This is a genomic window from Mycobacterium asiaticum DSM 44297 (genome assembly GCF_000613245.1).
In the GTDB taxonomy this organism is placed as follows: domain Bacteria; phylum Actinomycetota; class Actinomycetes; order Mycobacteriales; family Mycobacteriaceae; genus Mycobacterium; species Mycobacterium asiaticum.
In genome coordinates, this window is the sequence record NZ_HG964937.1 from 793245 (window position 1) to 807571 (window position 14327).

Below are 14327 nucleotides of genomic sequence, written 5' to 3' on the forward strand. Positions count from 1 at the left end.
AGATCTGAATATCCGCCGTTGGCAGGGCAGTTCGTCGCGCCATTGGAATGTTCAGTCGTCACGGGTGTGCCTACTTTCGATCACGTGTTGGCAGTCAAGCTCAGCGACAACGCGAGCCGTCTGGTTCTGACCGTCCCAGGTGTGCGGCCCGATTCCGCGTTGTCGAAGATCGGCCTTGATCACGCGCAACGTTGCTTGGGTCTTCGGCAGTTCGTCGATGAACTCGATGTACCGGGGCACCATGAAACGGGTCATCCGGCTCGCAAGGTCCGCTGCCAACTCGGGCGCGGTGATCGACGAACCCGCACGGCGCACCGCGAACACAAGAACCTCGTCTTCCACCGAATCCGCCGGAACCGCGACCGCGGCACACTCGACAATCTCCGGATTCTGCAGCACGTCAGCTTCGACTTCGAACGACGAGATATTCTCTCCCCGTCGCCGGATCACGTCTTTGAGCCGGTCGACGAATGTGTACTCGCCGTCGGCGTTACGGATGAGCGCGTCCCCGGTGTGAAACCAGCCGTTGCGCCACGCTGAGGCGGTTGCGCTGTCGTTGTTCAGATATCCGGCGTTCATCACCCACGGCTCTCGCGCCCTGATCGCGCATTCCCCGGGGGTGCCGTCCGGAACTTCGTAATCGTTGGTGTCCACCAGCCGGACCTCGAAACCCGGATAACCCCGCCGGAGCCGGCCCACGGTGTGCTCGCTGGCGGGGTTCCACCCCGACCGGATCGCCACGCCGCCCTCGGTGCTGTTGTACACGGTGCAGATGCGTACACCGAATCTCTCGCTGAACTGACGATAACTGTTGCCCAGCGGAGCCATGAACAGGTTGGTCAACGTGGTGGGGCCGTCCGGACTGTTGGGATCGCGCAGCAGCACGTCCGCCATCGATCCGACCAACATGCCTGTGGTGACACCGAACTCACGTATGTCGCTCCAGAAAGCGCTGAGCGCGAATCGTGGTCGCATGATGACCTGGCCACCGACCATCGCAGCGTTGAAAGGGATGGATTTGGAGCCGAAATGGGCGTGCGACGTCGTGCAGTAGAAGACATCGTCCGACGTGAGGTCTTCGAGCGGGAAGGTTCCAGAATTGATCGAGTGGAGTTGCCCCCAGGGCAGACGCACGGCCTTGGAGGGCCCGGTGGTCCCCGATGTGTAGGTGACACAGGCAATGTCGTGGGACTGCGGCTCGGTCATCGCGCCCTTCGCCTCGGTGAGGTCTGCGTCGATGTCGGCCGGCCGAGTCGGGGCAGGAAGCGAGGTCGCCGGGATCGATAGCTCGTCATGGTCGCCGATGACCAGAACCCTTGTGACGGTGTGAAGTTCAGCAGCGACAGCCTCTACTACGCAGAGGTGCCGTGCGGCGACGACGAGCAGGGCTGGCGCGCAGTTGTTGATCGCGTAGGCGAGCATACGGCCACGGAATTCCGGGTTGGTGGCCGCGTCGATCGCGCCGATACTCGCAAGCCCCAGCCACACGGCCACCGAGTCCAGGCCGGCGTCGAGCACGGTGACCACGACATCCCCGCGGCCGACGCCCAGTGCGAGGAAGCGTGCCGACCATAGCGTCATCGACTCCCGTAGTTCGGCCCACGTTGCCGCGTCGCCGTCGACGGTCCGGACGAAGTGCCGACGCGGATCCGTGGCGGCCATCCGATTGACGATGGCCGGCAACGTTTCCCGGGTCGGCAAGGTCACGCGTACTTCCAGAACGCGCGCATCATCGAGATCTTGCCGACGTCGTTGAAGGTGAAGTGGTCGATCAGTGGACCGACGTGCTGCAAGGCGCCGTTGCGGGTGACGACACCCTGCAGGATGGCAATCGCCTCGTTGCCACAGATGACGATGTCGCGCTCGAGCCACAATTTCATCGGCGACAGATCAGACACCATGTCCCAGAATGTGGTTCGCAGGCTTTCGAGCCCGGTGTAGGTGTCGACCCCGACCGGGTCTTCCAGAACGGTGTCATCGGCCCACAACGCCAGCCAGCCCTCTTTGTCGTGATTGCTCAACGTTTCACAGTGATTGTTGATCGCTGCGACGATCGCGTCAGCGTCGGGCATTGGTCACCTCTCTCGACATTGATTCGGTGCGCAGAACATGATCGGGCATTGCCAGGTCAGACTTTGCTCACCTCGTCGTCCCAACCCGAGTCACGCGCCCGCACCGCAGCTTTGACGCCCTTCTCGTGGATGAGACGGAGGTGGTGCTCCTTGGCGACGGCTGCCTGCGCGTCGGGCACGTAGGGGTCTCGGCCCACATCGACCATCGCCGACAGCCCGGCCGCCTCGTAAAGCCGGTGTGTACCGCGCTTGTTGGCGACCAGGTCGCCGGTCTCCATTCGCGCGATCTGCTCGGCGAAGCACATCGCGACGGCTTCTTCTTCACCCAGCGGGACGACGCGGTTCACGTAGAACAGGTCGCGCGCGGTTTGCGCGTCCAGCCATCCCCCTGTCATCCACAACTGCTTCATCACTCGGATGGGGAAGTGGAACGGCATCAGTGCGTAGGGTCCGTAGGGAGCACCGACCCCCACCCGAGACTCTTCCCAGCTGAAACGGGTGTTCTCGGCTGCGATGACCACGTCGGCGGCGAGAAGGAATGTGTTCGCGTGGGGTCCGACGAAGCCCTTGGCCGCAACGACGAGACCTTTGGTGAATCGCCACGGAGGCAACAGGTCTCCGGTGTGGACCCAGTACTTGTCCTCTATTGTCGCGGGTTCCTGTCCGCCGACGGTCTCGCTGGCTACTTGCTGGATGTCGTGTCCGGACGAGAAGTTGGGCCCCGCCGCGCAGAGCAGCACGCATTTGACGCTGTCGATGCGGTTGCAGTCCGCGAGGACGGAATAGAATTCCTTCTCCATGCCGCTGTTGATTGCATTCATTTTCGCCGGCCGGTTCAGGCGGACCGTGACGATACCACCGAGCCGACGCACCACCAGGTAGTCCATTGCTGGCCAATCAGTCTCAGCCACAGCGCTTCTCCTGTCCTACGACGTGATCAGCCACGGGGAAGACCGAGGACGTGTTGAGCGATGATGTTGCGCTGGATCTCCGACGTTCCGCCCGCGATGGTGGCCGCCACGCCCCGGGTGTAGCGCTCGAAGCTGCTGGCGAAATATTCGTCGTTGTTCATGTGCTGATAGCGACCGGTGACGGGATGGAGCAAACCGTCGATTCCGGACATCGACAGCACGACATCAGCGGCGCGACATTCGGCTTCTGACCCCAGGAGTTTGAGTAACGAGATCGACGAGGTGTCGGCTTCACCGCGCGCGGCCCGGCCCAGCGCGGCTGAACCCAACGCGCGTAGGGCGTGGTAGTCGATGATCATCGACGCGTACTGGTCTTGCCCGACCGGCGACCGTGGTCGGCAGTCGGCGATCAGGTTGTCGAGCCGGTCGGCGAACAGGAGCCACATCATCGTCCGCTCTTGGCCAAGTGAACCGTTGGCTACTCGCCAACCCTGATTCAGCTCGCCAACCAGGTTCGCTGCAGGGACGCGGACGTCGGTGAAGAACACTTCGTTGAAATCGAGATTGTCCGCGCTGGCGATATCGCCGAAGGGTCGGCAGACCAGGCCTTTACTGTCCGTCGGGATCAGCAACGCTGAAATGCCCTTGTGTTTGGGCGCATCGGGATCGGTGCGCACGAATGCGAGCAGAAAGTCGGCGTCGTGGGCTCCCGATGTCCACACCTTCTGGCCGGTGACGATGAAATCGTCGCCGTCGCGGACTGCGCGTGTCCGCAGTGAGGCGAGGTCCGAACCGGCATTGGGCTCGCTCATGCCCAGCGAGGCTGTCTTCTCACCGCGTAACACGGGTACGGCCCACTGTTGCTTCTGTTCGGAGGTGCCGAACGATATCAACGACGTCGCAACGATGTTGACGCCCTGCGGATTGAAGCTGTGGAAGATCCTGCGGCGACACAGTTCGTCGAGATGGACGAACTGCTGGAGTACCGTGGCATTGCGCCCCCCGAACTCCGGCGGCTGGGCGGGCAGCAGCCACCCTTGGTCGAACAGCAGGCGCTGCCAGTCCCTGGCCCACTGCGGCATGTGCGACACCGAACGCGGTCGCTCCCGGGTGAGGGCCTCCGATGGCGTGTGTTCGTCGAGGAACGCCGCGAACTCGGCCCGGAAGGCTTCGACGTCGTCGTCAAAAGTCAGCTGCACCATACTCCTTCGCGATGAATGCGCGGTGCTCCTCAGCGCTGCCGAGCAAAACTTCGCCTGCCCGGGCACGCTTGACGGCGAACTGCAGATCGTTCTCCCAGGTCAGTCCCATCGCACCGAAGCACTGCATCCCGCTGCGGACGACCTGCGACTGTGCCTCGCCTGCAGCGGCTTTCGCCATTCGGGTCAGGAGGCGACGGCGCGGATCGTCGGCGGCGATGGTGAGCGCTGCGAAGTAAGCCAGCGCACGGGCGCGCTCGATCGCCACGTACATGTCGACGGCCTTGTGCTGGAGCGCCTGGAATGACCCGATCACGACCCCGAACTGCCGACGCTGCTTGAGGTGATCCAAGGTCAGATCGAGAATGCGTCGACACGCACCGACAATCGTGATCGCGACGCCAGTGAGCGCGATCTGAAACGCCCGTTCGCCGTCGGTACGGACACGGTCCTGCTCGTCGACCGGGACGGAATCGAACCATAGGTCGGCGACATGGAGGACGGGGTCGAATGTCTTGACTCGGCGGGTGAGCACCGCGTTTCGGTCGACGATGAACACCCCCGATGCGGTGGTGACTGCGAGGCGATCTGCGCGATCACCGTCGAGGATGAATCGGGCCACACCGTCAAGGACCCAGCCGTCGCGTTGACTGCGGGTGGTGACCCCTTTCCAAACCGCGGTGCCGGCCTGGGAAGGGTCGTAGTGGTCCCCGGCCAAGGGCGCGAACTGGGTGAGCGAAGCAAGAAACGGTGTCGGATCCGACGCGCGTCCCAGCTCCTCGAGGACCAGGATGAGTTCGATCATGTTGTCTGCATCGGCCAGTTCCGTCCACCCCTGATTGCGGTACCACTGCCACAGGTCGTCGGGGGTCGAACGTCCTTCGGCGACCTGGCGGACCAAGGAGGGCGGGCACTGCTTGTCCACCGCTTCCCGGACCGTGTCACGCCAAAAGCGCTGGTCGTCATCGAGCTCAAGAAGCACGCTCGCTCCGTCTCAGTTGATGGTCTGCTGCGAGAATAATGTTCTCCGGAAGTGAAAGTCAACGTAGGCAAGTGTTGACAATCGCCGTGAGCGGATAGCAGCATTCAGCGTTAGCGGACTTCGTCCTGGGTGTATTCGGCTGGGAGATATCGCCTGGCAGGTGGGTTCTGAGCAGTTGCGCGAGGACGTCGTGCGAGCACGAAGTGCACGACCGGGCGACCCGCCGGTCATCGAGGCCACCGCTACCGAGCAGGAGAGGCATTATGGCAAGGCAGCCGAGTTCGGCAGCGGACGAACAGTCGCGTGTCGAGATGGATGTGTCCGACGTCGACCATCGGGTCGGAAAGCCCATCGGTGGCGGACAGTTGTGGGATCCGTGCAGCTCGTCAGACATTCGTCGCTGGGTCATGGCGATGGACTATCCGAACCCGTTGCATTGGGATGAGCGATTCGCTCGCGATTCGGCCTTCGGCGGCCTCATCGCTCCGCAGTCCATTGCGGTCGCACTCGATTACGGGCACGGTGCGGCACCTGCCTGTGTCGGTCATATCCCGAAGAGTCACTTGATCTTCGGTGGCGAGGAGTGGTGGTTCTACGGCTGTCCCGTGCGCCCAGGGGACCAGCTTTTTCAGCAGCGTCGTTTCCACGACTACAAAGTGGTCGAGACGAAATTCGCTGGACCGACGATGTTTTCGAGAGGCGACACCGTCCACAAGAACCAGCACGGGGTGTTGGTGGCCCGCGAACGTTCCACTGCTATTCGCTACCTCTACGAAGAGGCGACCAAGCGCGGGATGTTCGAAAGCCAACTCGGCGAGATCAAGCGCTGGACGCAGTTGGAACTCGAGGAGGTCGACCGGATCCGCCGGGACTGGCTGGAATCCAATCGGTCCGGCATTTCACCACATTTTGACGAGGTCAAGGTGGGGGATACGTTGCCGCGGCGGATCATCGGGCCCCACAGCATCGCCACTTTCACCACCGAGTATCGCGCGTTCGTCTTCAACACCTGGGGCTCGTTCTACTGGGTCGCGCCAGAAGGTGTCGACGACCCGTGGGTGTATCAAGATCCCGGTTTCGGGAAAGACTTCGCGTTCGACGAGGAAGACGCGTTAATCGATCCGCGCAAGCGTGACGGCCTTTACCTCGGACCGTCACGAGGGCACATCGACGCTGATCGCGCTAGCGAAGTGGGTATGGCCCGCGCGTACGGGTACGGCGCGACGATGGGCGCGTGGTGCACCGACTATCTCGCCTACTGGGCAGGCCACAACGGAATGGTGCGGCACAGCAAAGCCGACTTCCGCGGCCCCGCATTCGAAGGCGACGTGACCTACTTCGAGGGCGAGGTCATCGACAAGCAGTCAGAGTCGGCGTGGGGTATGCCGCTGGTCCAGGTGAGGGTGCACCTGAAGAACCAGAACGGTGAAGAGCTCGTGAAGTGCACGGCCGAGATCGAATTGCCGTTCTGAGCAACCCAGGCCCCTGATGACGACCAACATTGCACCAGCTCCGTCGATCTCGGCAGGCCCGCCGCTGAGCGAGGAGCCCGGACTCGGCGCACTCACACTGCCCGGTTTCCTGCGCGACGTCACATCGATGTACGGCGAGCGTGAAGCTCTGGTGTTCCACTCGGCGGAGGGGGAAACCCGTTGGACGTACGACGAACTGTGGGAGCAAGCCATGCAGGTGGCGGCCGCCCTGCGAGCGAGTGGCGTCGGGAAAGACGCCCGGGTGGGCCTGCTGATGACCAACCGTCCCGAGTGGGTGGCTGCGTTCTTCGGCATCTCGATGGCCGGCGGTGTTGCTGTGGCTTTGAGCACCTTTTCCACAGCGGACGAGCTCGAGTATCTGCTCACTGCATCCAATGTTGCGCTGTTGCTCTTCGAACGTCAGGTGCTGAAGACCGACTTCCTCGCGGTGCTGGCCGACCTCCTGCCCGAGCTGGCTGAAAATTACTCTGCGCCGCTGCAATCGGAGAAATTCCCGTTCCTGCGGGATCTCGTGCTGGTCGGTCAGCCGGGTCCCGGTGCCGACGACTGGGCCACGTTCTTGGCTCGGGGCGCCGGGCAACCGCGCGAACTGGTCATGGCGACGGCTACGTCGGCGAAGCCGAGTGACGCAGGCGCCCTCTTCTTTTCGTCGGGTTCGACGAGTAAGCCCAAGGGCATCCTCAACGCGCATCGCGGCATGACCATCCAGATGTGGCGTTTCCGGCGGGTATGCGGCTTCGAACCGGGAGACAACATTCGCTGCTGGTCGGCCAACGGTTATTTCTGGTCGGGAAATTTCGTCATGTCGCTGGGCGCGACGCTCGCTGCCGGCGGATGCTTGGTGCTGCAGTCCACGTTCGTTGCCACCGAAGCGCTTGAGTTGATGGCATCCGAGCAGGTGAATTACCCGTTCGCATGGCCGCACCAGTGGGCCCAGATCGAGGCTGCCCCCAATTGGTCCTGTGTCGATCTCAGCAGCATGAAATTCGCAGACGTCAAGACGCCGATCGCACGTCACCCAACGGTCTCCCACGAATGGCATCTGCCCGACCATGCCTACGGCAATACTGAAACATTCACGATTTCAACCATTTTCGACCTCAACACACCACCTGAGCAACACGCCAATAGTTGGGGCGTTGCGCTACCAGGCGTGACGTTGAAGATCGTCGACCCCCTGACCGGCGACGTTGTGCCGCGAGGTACGAGCGGTGAGATCTGTGTGAAGGGGCCCACCCTCATGCTTGGCTATATCGGCACGCCGCTTGATGAGACGCTCGACGCCGAAGGTTTCTTTCATACCGGCGACGGAGGCTACCTCGATGAGGTGGGGCGGTTGTTCTGGACGGGCCGGCTTACCGAGATCATCAAGACGGGCGGTGCGAACGTCTCGCCGCTGGAAGTCGACGAGATCTTGGCCCGGTATCCCACCGTCAAGGTGGCCAGAACCGTTGGTGTCCCACACGAGACGCTCGGGGAGGTCGTCGTTGCTTGCGTTGTCGCACAAGACCACTCGAGTATGGAGGCCGAGAAGATCCGAACGTTTCTTCGGGAGCGCCTCGCGAGTTACAAGGTGCCACGTCACGTGCTGTTCTTCGATGATGACGACATTTCGCTGACCGGCAGTGACAAAGTCAGAGTCGGCGAGTTACGTGAATTAGCAGCCGCGCGTCTGCGGTCGCAACAGCGATCAGCCCCTGTCGGAGGTTGACACCACCCCGACGCCCGACGCCACAAGACGGCGGGCCGCTACCCGTCGCCTGACGTCGCTGTCGTCCCGGCAACCGCTTTCTTGCACCAGGACCAGACGACATCCTCCGTCAACTCGGTCTCCTCGATACCGCCGTGCAGCGCGTTGTACTGTCCTAGAGATGTCATCGTCGAGCCCAGCAGAGACGTCAACTGCTTCACCGTGAGGTCTTGTCGAATCAGGTCTGCCTGTGAACATGCGGTCAGGATCTGGGTCAGCAACTGACGGTGTGGCTCCCACACTTTGGCAAACGCTTCCGGGTTATCCAGCTCCAGGCTCAGGTTGTAAATAAGCACGAGACGGGCGCCTACCTCCTGCGACGCACCGGGTCTCGAGAGGACGGCCCGGCACCACGCCTCCAATTGCGCCATGGGGCCATCGGCAGCCTGCACCTGAGCACGTACGGCCTCGGTGTACTGCGCGGTTACGTCTTCGTACAAAGCCAGCAGAAGTTCGTCCTTGCCGGCGAAGTGTTGATAGAAGGTTCGGACACTGAGATTCGCTCGATCGGCGAGAGCCTGCAACGTGAAGTTCGCCTGGCCCGATTCCTGGACCAATTCCAAGGCGGTCGCCATGAATTGCGTACTGCGTGCCACCGCCAAAGCGCGAGCTTCCCCGAGGCGACGCTCGATCGCTCGCTCCTGCCAGCTCTTTGTGCTGTCTGTGGCCGCAGCGGTCTCAGCGAGGGGTTCACCTGAAGTCACAGTTGCCCGCCTATCCAGAAAAACGCCATAAGACCACCATATTGCCCCTACTTCGCGGACCGAGGTAACAGTGCGCGTCAGCAGGCCTCGGCGGACGGCTGAGCCACTTTGGCGAGAATCGTACTCTCGATATCGGGAAATATGCACTACCCATTTCTGGTATTGTCATATGACAGTAAGTAGACATCGTCATTGCCGAGCGGCCGTGCGCGCGCTGGCGACCGTCTCGGCGTGCGGGTGGCGCTCGGCGCGCTGATCGCATCGACAACTGCGCTGAAGACGATGGCAATCAACCGAGGAGACATAGCGTTCTATGGGACCCAACACCACCTTTCGGGCGCTCGTTGCACGGCAGCACGAAGACCGCATCGACGCGGCGGTCGAAACACTAGACTTGTCTCAGCTGCCGCCGGGCGAAGTTCTCGTGAAAGTGCATTATTCAAGCGCCAATTTCAAGGACGCTTTGGCGTTAAGCCCGAAAGGTGGGGTGGTACGCAGCTATCCAATCGCGCCCGGCATTGATCTCACCGGTGAGGTGGTGGAATCGGATTCCGATGACTTCTCCGTGGGGGAGCTGGTGTTGGCGCACGGTTATGAGATCGGCACTGGTAGGCATGGGGGTTACGCTGAATATGCGCGGATCCCCGCAGAATGGGTGGTCAAACTCGGATCACTTAGTCCATTTGAGGGAGCCGCCATTGGAACCGCCGGCTTCACCGCCGCCATGAGCGTGGTTGCCTTGCAGCGGCACGGGGTTATGCCCGGTGACGGGCCTGTAGTGGTAACGGGCGCGAGCGGCGGCGTCGGATCCGTCAGCATCGACCTACTGAGCGCGGCGGGCTACCACGTCGTGGCGTCGACCGGTAAGCCCGGTCTCGCCGATCGACTCAAAGCGCTGGGTGCAGCCGAGGTCATCGGACGGCTGCCTCAAGATCCCGATGCCAAGCCGCGGCCGCTGGGCAAGACGCGCTGGGCCGGGGCCGTCGATTGCGTCGGAGGCGCGACGCTCGCCGATGTCCTCAGCACCGTGCAATACGGTGGCGCGGTCGCGGCCAGTGGATTGACTGGCGGCGCCGGACTCCATACGACGGTTATGCCGTTCATCCTGCGCGGTGTGGCTTTGCTTGGCATCGACTCCGTGCAATTGCCCATCGGTCCGCGCCGCAAACTATGGAATGAGCTCGGCGGGACTGGCAAGCCACGGCATCTCTCGGACGTTGTTCATGAAATACCCGTTAAGGAGGTGAAGGAGGTACTCGACCAGGTGCGCGTCGGAGGTTTCTCCGGCCGCGCGGTGGTACAGGTCGCTGGTGGCTTCTAAGCGTGGGTCCGCGGTGTCGGCACCCCCAACGTTTGCACGGCAGACATTGTCTCGCGCAACATGATTCAGTGTCTTCCAAACGAAGCGCCCATTGCAGCCCAGCGCACACGTTCGGCGTTGTTTAACTGCGCGGCCTAGCAACTGGAACGGCTCCTCGTTCCACGCGACTCAGTGTTCATGGATTATTACCCCTCGAATATTGCGGCCAGCGAGCATGTCCTCGTAGGCCTCATTGATGTCGCTGAGCTTGTACTCGGTGGTGACGGCTTCGTCGAGCAACAGCTTGCCGCTTCGATAGAGGCTGATCAGTCGTGGGATGTCTGCTCGCGGGTTGGCTTCGCCGTACAAGCTGCCCAAGAGGCGTTTCTGGAACAGGGTGAACAACGTCAGCGGTAGCGTCGGCGTCACGTCGGACATCGATGCCAGGGCGGTCACCACAACGGCACCGCCCTTGCGTACGGCATTGAGGGCGTCGTTGATCATCGCGCCTTCGAGCTTGCCGGGGGTGAGGATGGCCGAGTCGGCCATGACTCCGCGCGAAATCTCGGCGACGAGCTGGGTCGCTTCCTCCAGCGAGGTGGAAAAGTGCGTGGCGCCGAACTCAAAGGCTTTGTCGCGCTTGCTCGGTTCGATATCCACCACGACGATTTGCTCCGCTCCTGCCAGCCGCGCGCCCTGAATGGCACCACTGCCGATGCCTCCGCAGCCAACCACCACGACGACGTCGCCCGGACTGACGTTTGCAGTATTGACGGCCGAACCCCAGCCGGTGGTGACACCGCAGCCGAGAAGGCACGCGCGCGACAGCGGTACATCGTTGTCAATCTTGACCACTGATGTCTCCGACAACACGCCCCATTGAGCAAAACTGCCGACACCGGAAAGGGCGCCGATGCCCCGTCCTCTGGCTCGGCGCCGGAAGGTGCCGTCGGCCTGGACCCCCGCCAGGATGATCGCCCCGTAATCACAGAGGTTTTGGCGGCCCGTGGCGCACCAGCGGCAGCGGCCGCACGCCGGCAGGAACGACGTGACCACGTGGTCTCCCACCGCTATATCGCGGACTCCCGGACCAACCTCCTGAACGACGCCCGCCCCTTCGTGCCCACCTATCAAGGGAAAACTCACCCCGAACATGTCGCCGGTGCGGATGTGGTGGTCGGAGTGGCATAGGCCGGTGGCTTCGAACTCGACGAGTAGCTCGCCTTCCTGTGGCGGATCGAGTTCGATCTCTTCCACCGACCACCTCTCGTTCAGCCCCCACAGAACTGCTCCCTTGGTCTTCATGGCGACTCCTCGAGGATATGTATGGCACGCTCCGGGCAGTTCGCGATTGCGTTGTGCGCCCGGTCTTCCCACCCGGACGGGATATCTTCCATGGTCACGAAGGCGGTCCCTTCGTCGTCGATGTCGAACAATTCGGGATGCGCCGCGTAACAACGGCTGTGGCCTTGGCACGTTTCCCTGTCAACATGAAGTTTCACGTTGTCTAATCCAATCCGCCTGGGCTGGTCCCGATAACTCCTTTTTCTGTGAGCGCTGCAATCGATGCGGCGTCGAGGCCCAGTAGGTCGCCGAGGATGCTCGCGTTGTGCTGCCCTAAAGTCGGCGCTGCCGACCGATACCACGTCTCAACGCTGCGGTACCTGAAGGGAATCGCCGGCACATGATGTGTTCCCACGACGGGATGGTCGAGGCTTTCGAAGAAGCCCCGTGCTGCCAGCTGAGGGTGCATCGAACCGACCCTGGCGTCGGCCAAATCCGCAGCCGGAACACCATGTTCGACGAGCAACTGTGCGGCGGCCGCGGAATCGTATTGGGCAGCCCATTGCTCGAGGTGCTTATCGATCACGTCATGTGCCCGCACGCGCCCGTCACGAGTGTCCAACGCGGGATCGTTCGCCCAATCCGGTTCGCGCAGAGCCGACTTGAGTAGGCGCCACTGCTCGTCCGTGGCGACCGAGATCGCCAGCCATCGTTCGGTTCCCGCGCATGGATAGAGCCCTTGTGGGGCGGCGTCGCGGCTGCGGTTTCCCAATCGCGATATCAAATTCCCGTAGGCGGTGAATTCGACAACCTGTTCGGCGGCGGCGTTGAGCGCGGACTCAACCATTGATACTTCGATGAGCGACCCTTGGCCGGTTTCGTCGCGTCGCCGGAGTCCTGCCAGCATGGCGAATGCGGAGTGCATTCCTGCCAGTGGGTCACACGGGCCTCTGGGGATTCGCGGCTGGTCGTACTCGTGACCGGTCACCCAAGCCATTCCGGTCATCTGCTCCATCGTTTGGGCGAAACCCACGTTGTTGCGCCACGGTCCGTCGAGACCGAAGGCAGGCATGCGGACCATCACGATACGGGGGTTGTGCTCACTGACGGCCTCCCACGTGATGGCGAAGTTGTCGAAGACGCGGGGTGAGAAGTTCTCGACCAGGATGTCTGAGCACTTGACAAGGCCGAAAAGCAGCCCCCGCCCTTCCGGCGAAGACAGGTCGAGGGTCAGCCCTCGCTTGTTGGCGTTGGTCGCCAAGTACATCCCCGACCGCTCCCACCACTGAGGTTGGGCGGCGAACGCCGCGGCCGCCATCCGTGCGCCGTCCGGGTGGTCCGTCGACTCCAGGTGAATGACCTCAGCGCCGAGCGCGGCGAGAATGTGGGTGGAGGAGGGACCCGCCCACCATGCTGTCGCGTCGATAATTCGTATGCCCTCCAGAGGAAGCCCAGGTGCACGGTCGCTCGCGGTCGTAATCCTGTTGTGGGCGGGTACTTTTGCCATTTCGCCGAGCGGGGGAGCACCGGCGGTGGGGGCCGGTCGTCGGCCATTGATCCGGTAGGGCGCCAACGGGTGGGTAAAGCTGCCGTCGGCATACGTGCCCCACACGCCGCGCGCCGCGAATTGCGGGTGGCCCAACACGGTCTGGCCATTGTTGACGGGTGAGACGGGGATCCGCAGATCGGAGGCCAACGCGACGATCTCGTCTGTGGGACGTTGCGTCGTCCATTGCCGCACAATCCGATTCCACTCGTCCCGCCGTTCCCACCGCGTCGTGGCGAGGGCCCACGCCGGGTCATCGTCGAGCAGGTCCAGTCGGCCGATCATTGCCAGGAACGACTCGAATTGTTGGCGGGTATTGGTATTGAAGCCCACCCATCCGTCCGCCGTTGGTTCGATGGAAGGGATTTCAACCTGTCGCCCCGGCACGGTCAAAGGCGGACGACCGGCCAACTCGTGGTAAATGTCAGCGAATCCGCTGGCGCTGAGGTGACACGTCTCCAGCAATGAGCAGTCCACGATTTCGCCTGCGCCGCCGAGTTGAACTCGCCGCAATGCGCCCAGCGCCGCGACGGCGGCATAGCTGGCCAGCACCCATTCGAAGACTCGGCCACCGGCTTGAATCGGCGGTTGGTCCGGACGACCCCGCAACGCCAGGGTTCCGCTCTCGGCCTGGATCGTGAACTCCGTCGAGGGTCGGTCCCGGTACGGTCCGGTCAACCCGTAAGGAGAGAGCGCCACGATCACCAGGTGTGGCGCTCGCCGTAGGAGGGCCTCGCGGTCGAGTGCTCCGGGGCCCAGAGAATCGACGAACACATCGGCGGAAACGATCAGAGGCTCCAGGTCGGTTAACGAAGTGCCAACGACCGAACGCTTGCCGGCGTTCAAGAATTTGAACAGCGCGCCGGCGTCGTGTCGGTCACCAAAAGTTCTGCCGCGGAAAGGATCTCCGTCCGGATTCTCAATTTTGATGACATCCGCTCCGAGGTCGGCGAACAACTTGGTGCAGTACGGACCCGAAATTTCCGTCGCCCACTCAACGACACGAACCCCACGCAGAGCGATCATCGTGCGGCTTTCCGTGTCAATGTCTGCTGAAGTGAGTTACCCGCCCCGATGAGTGCACAC

Annotated in this window: 12 protein-coding genes; 3 read left to right on the plus strand and 9 right to left on the minus strand. The window is 62.5% G+C overall.

Annotated features, from left to right (window positions below; genetic code table 11):
* Nucleotides 1–51: 51 nt before the first annotated feature.
* The 5 genes from BN972_RS14085 to BN972_RS14105 are packed head-to-tail and all read right to left on the minus strand — an operon-like array spanning nucleotide 52 to nucleotide 5164.
* On the minus strand, nucleotides 52–1707 hold the full coding sequence (locus BN972_RS14085; RefSeq protein WP_051545446.1) for an AMP-binding protein: 1656 nt from the start codon (nucleotides 1705–1707) through the stop codon (nucleotides 52–54).
* Complete coding sequence (locus BN972_RS14090; RefSeq protein ID WP_036358904.1) at nucleotides 1704–2072, minus strand: nuclear transport factor 2 family protein; 369 nt, start codon at nucleotides 2070–2072, stop codon at nucleotides 1704–1706. The genes BN972_RS14085 and BN972_RS14090 overlap by 4 nt, the downstream gene beginning before the upstream one ends.
* 56 nt (nucleotides 2073–2128) lie before the next feature.
* Entirely contained in the window at nucleotides 2129–2983 is an 855-nt protein-coding gene (locus BN972_RS14095) for an enoyl-CoA hydratase/isomerase family protein (protein WP_142277065.1), read from the minus strand.
* 26 nt (nucleotides 2984–3009) lie between these two features.
* Nucleotides 3010–4182, minus strand: a complete 1173-nt coding sequence (locus BN972_RS14100) for an acyl-CoA dehydrogenase family protein (protein ID WP_036360837.1) — start codon at nucleotides 4180–4182, stop codon at nucleotides 3010–3012.
* Nucleotides 4166–5164 (minus strand): acyl-CoA dehydrogenase family protein, encoded by a 999-nt coding sequence (locus BN972_RS14105; protein ID WP_036358909.1) that lies wholly within the window; start codon nucleotides 5162–5164, stop codon nucleotides 4166–4168. The genes BN972_RS14100 and BN972_RS14105 overlap by 17 nt, the downstream gene beginning before the upstream one ends.
* Nucleotides 5165–5427: 263 nt before the next feature.
* Between BN972_RS14105 and BN972_RS14110 the strand changes: the two genes are divergently transcribed.
* A complete protein-coding gene (locus BN972_RS14110; protein WP_036358912.1) occupies nucleotides 5428–6636 on the plus strand; it encodes a MaoC family dehydratase in 1209 nt (402 codons plus the stop codon).
* A gap of 127 nt (nucleotides 6637–6763) precedes the next feature.
* Nucleotides 6764–8368: a class I adenylate-forming enzyme family protein gene (locus BN972_RS14115; RefSeq protein ID WP_235192451.1), complete on the plus strand. Its 1605-nt coding sequence runs from the start codon at nucleotides 6764–6766 to the stop codon at nucleotides 8366–8368.
* A gap of 38 nt (nucleotides 8369–8406) precedes the next feature.
* On the opposite strand, the gene BN972_RS14120 is transcribed toward BN972_RS14115, so the two are convergent.
* Nucleotides 8407–8982 (minus strand): TetR/AcrR family transcriptional regulator, encoded by a 576-nt coding sequence (locus BN972_RS14120; protein WP_051545448.1) that lies wholly within the window; start codon nucleotides 8980–8982, stop codon nucleotides 8407–8409.
* A gap of 442 nt (nucleotides 8983–9424) precedes the next feature.
* On the opposite strand from BN972_RS14120, the gene BN972_RS14125 reads away from it, so the two are divergent.
* On the plus strand, nucleotides 9425–10432 hold the full coding sequence (locus BN972_RS14125; RefSeq protein ID WP_036358918.1) for an acrylyl-CoA reductase family protein: 1008 nt from the start codon (nucleotides 9425–9427) through the stop codon (nucleotides 10430–10432).
* A 168-nt stretch (nucleotides 10433–10600) separates the two neighbouring features.
* On the opposite strand, the gene BN972_RS14130 is transcribed toward BN972_RS14125, so the two are convergent.
* The 3 genes from BN972_RS14130 to BN972_RS14140 are packed head-to-tail and all read right to left on the minus strand — an operon-like array spanning nucleotide 10601 to nucleotide 14267.
* A complete protein-coding gene (locus tag BN972_RS14130; RefSeq protein WP_036358921.1) occupies nucleotides 10601–11716 on the minus strand; it encodes an NDMA-dependent alcohol dehydrogenase in 1116 nt (371 codons plus the stop codon).
* On the minus strand, nucleotides 11713–11913 hold the full coding sequence (locus BN972_RS14135) for a ferredoxin (RefSeq protein WP_036358924.1): 201 nt from the start codon (nucleotides 11911–11913) through the stop codon (nucleotides 11713–11715). The genes BN972_RS14130 and BN972_RS14135 overlap by 4 nt, the downstream gene beginning before the upstream one ends.
* Before the next feature lie 5 nt (nucleotides 11914–11918).
* Nucleotides 11919–14267 (minus strand): CaiB/BaiF CoA transferase family protein, encoded by a 2349-nt coding sequence (locus BN972_RS14140; protein ID WP_036358926.1) that lies wholly within the window; start codon nucleotides 14265–14267, stop codon nucleotides 11919–11921.
* Nucleotides 14268–14327: the final 60 nt, after the last annotated feature.

Coding starts and splice junctions, on each gene's coding strand:
- BN972_RS14125 (WP_036358918.1), top strand. CDS start 9,425: ATGGGACCCAACACCACCTTTCGGGCGCTCGTTGCACGGCAGCACGAA.
- BN972_RS14140 (WP_036358926.1), bottom strand. CDS start 14,267: ATGATCGCTCTGCGTGGGGTTCGTGTCGTTGAGTGGGCGACGGAAATT.
- BN972_RS14115 (WP_235192451.1), top strand. CDS start 6,764: ATGTACGGCGAGCGTGAAGCTCTGGTGTTCCACTCGGCGGAGGGGGAA.
- BN972_RS14120 (WP_051545448.1), bottom strand. CDS start 8,982: ATGGCGACCGCCTTGGAATTGGTCCAGGAATCGGGCCAGGCGAACTTC.
- BN972_RS14130 (WP_036358921.1), bottom strand. CDS start 11,716: ATGAAGACCAAGGGAGCAGTTCTGTGGGGGCTGAACGAGAGGTGGTCG.
- BN972_RS14090 (WP_036358904.1), bottom strand. CDS start 2,072: ATGCCCGACGCTGACGCGATCGTCGCAGCGATCAACAATCACTGTGAA.
- BN972_RS14110 (WP_036358912.1), top strand. CDS start 5,428: ATGGCAAGGCAGCCGAGTTCGGCAGCGGACGAACAGTCGCGTGTCGAG.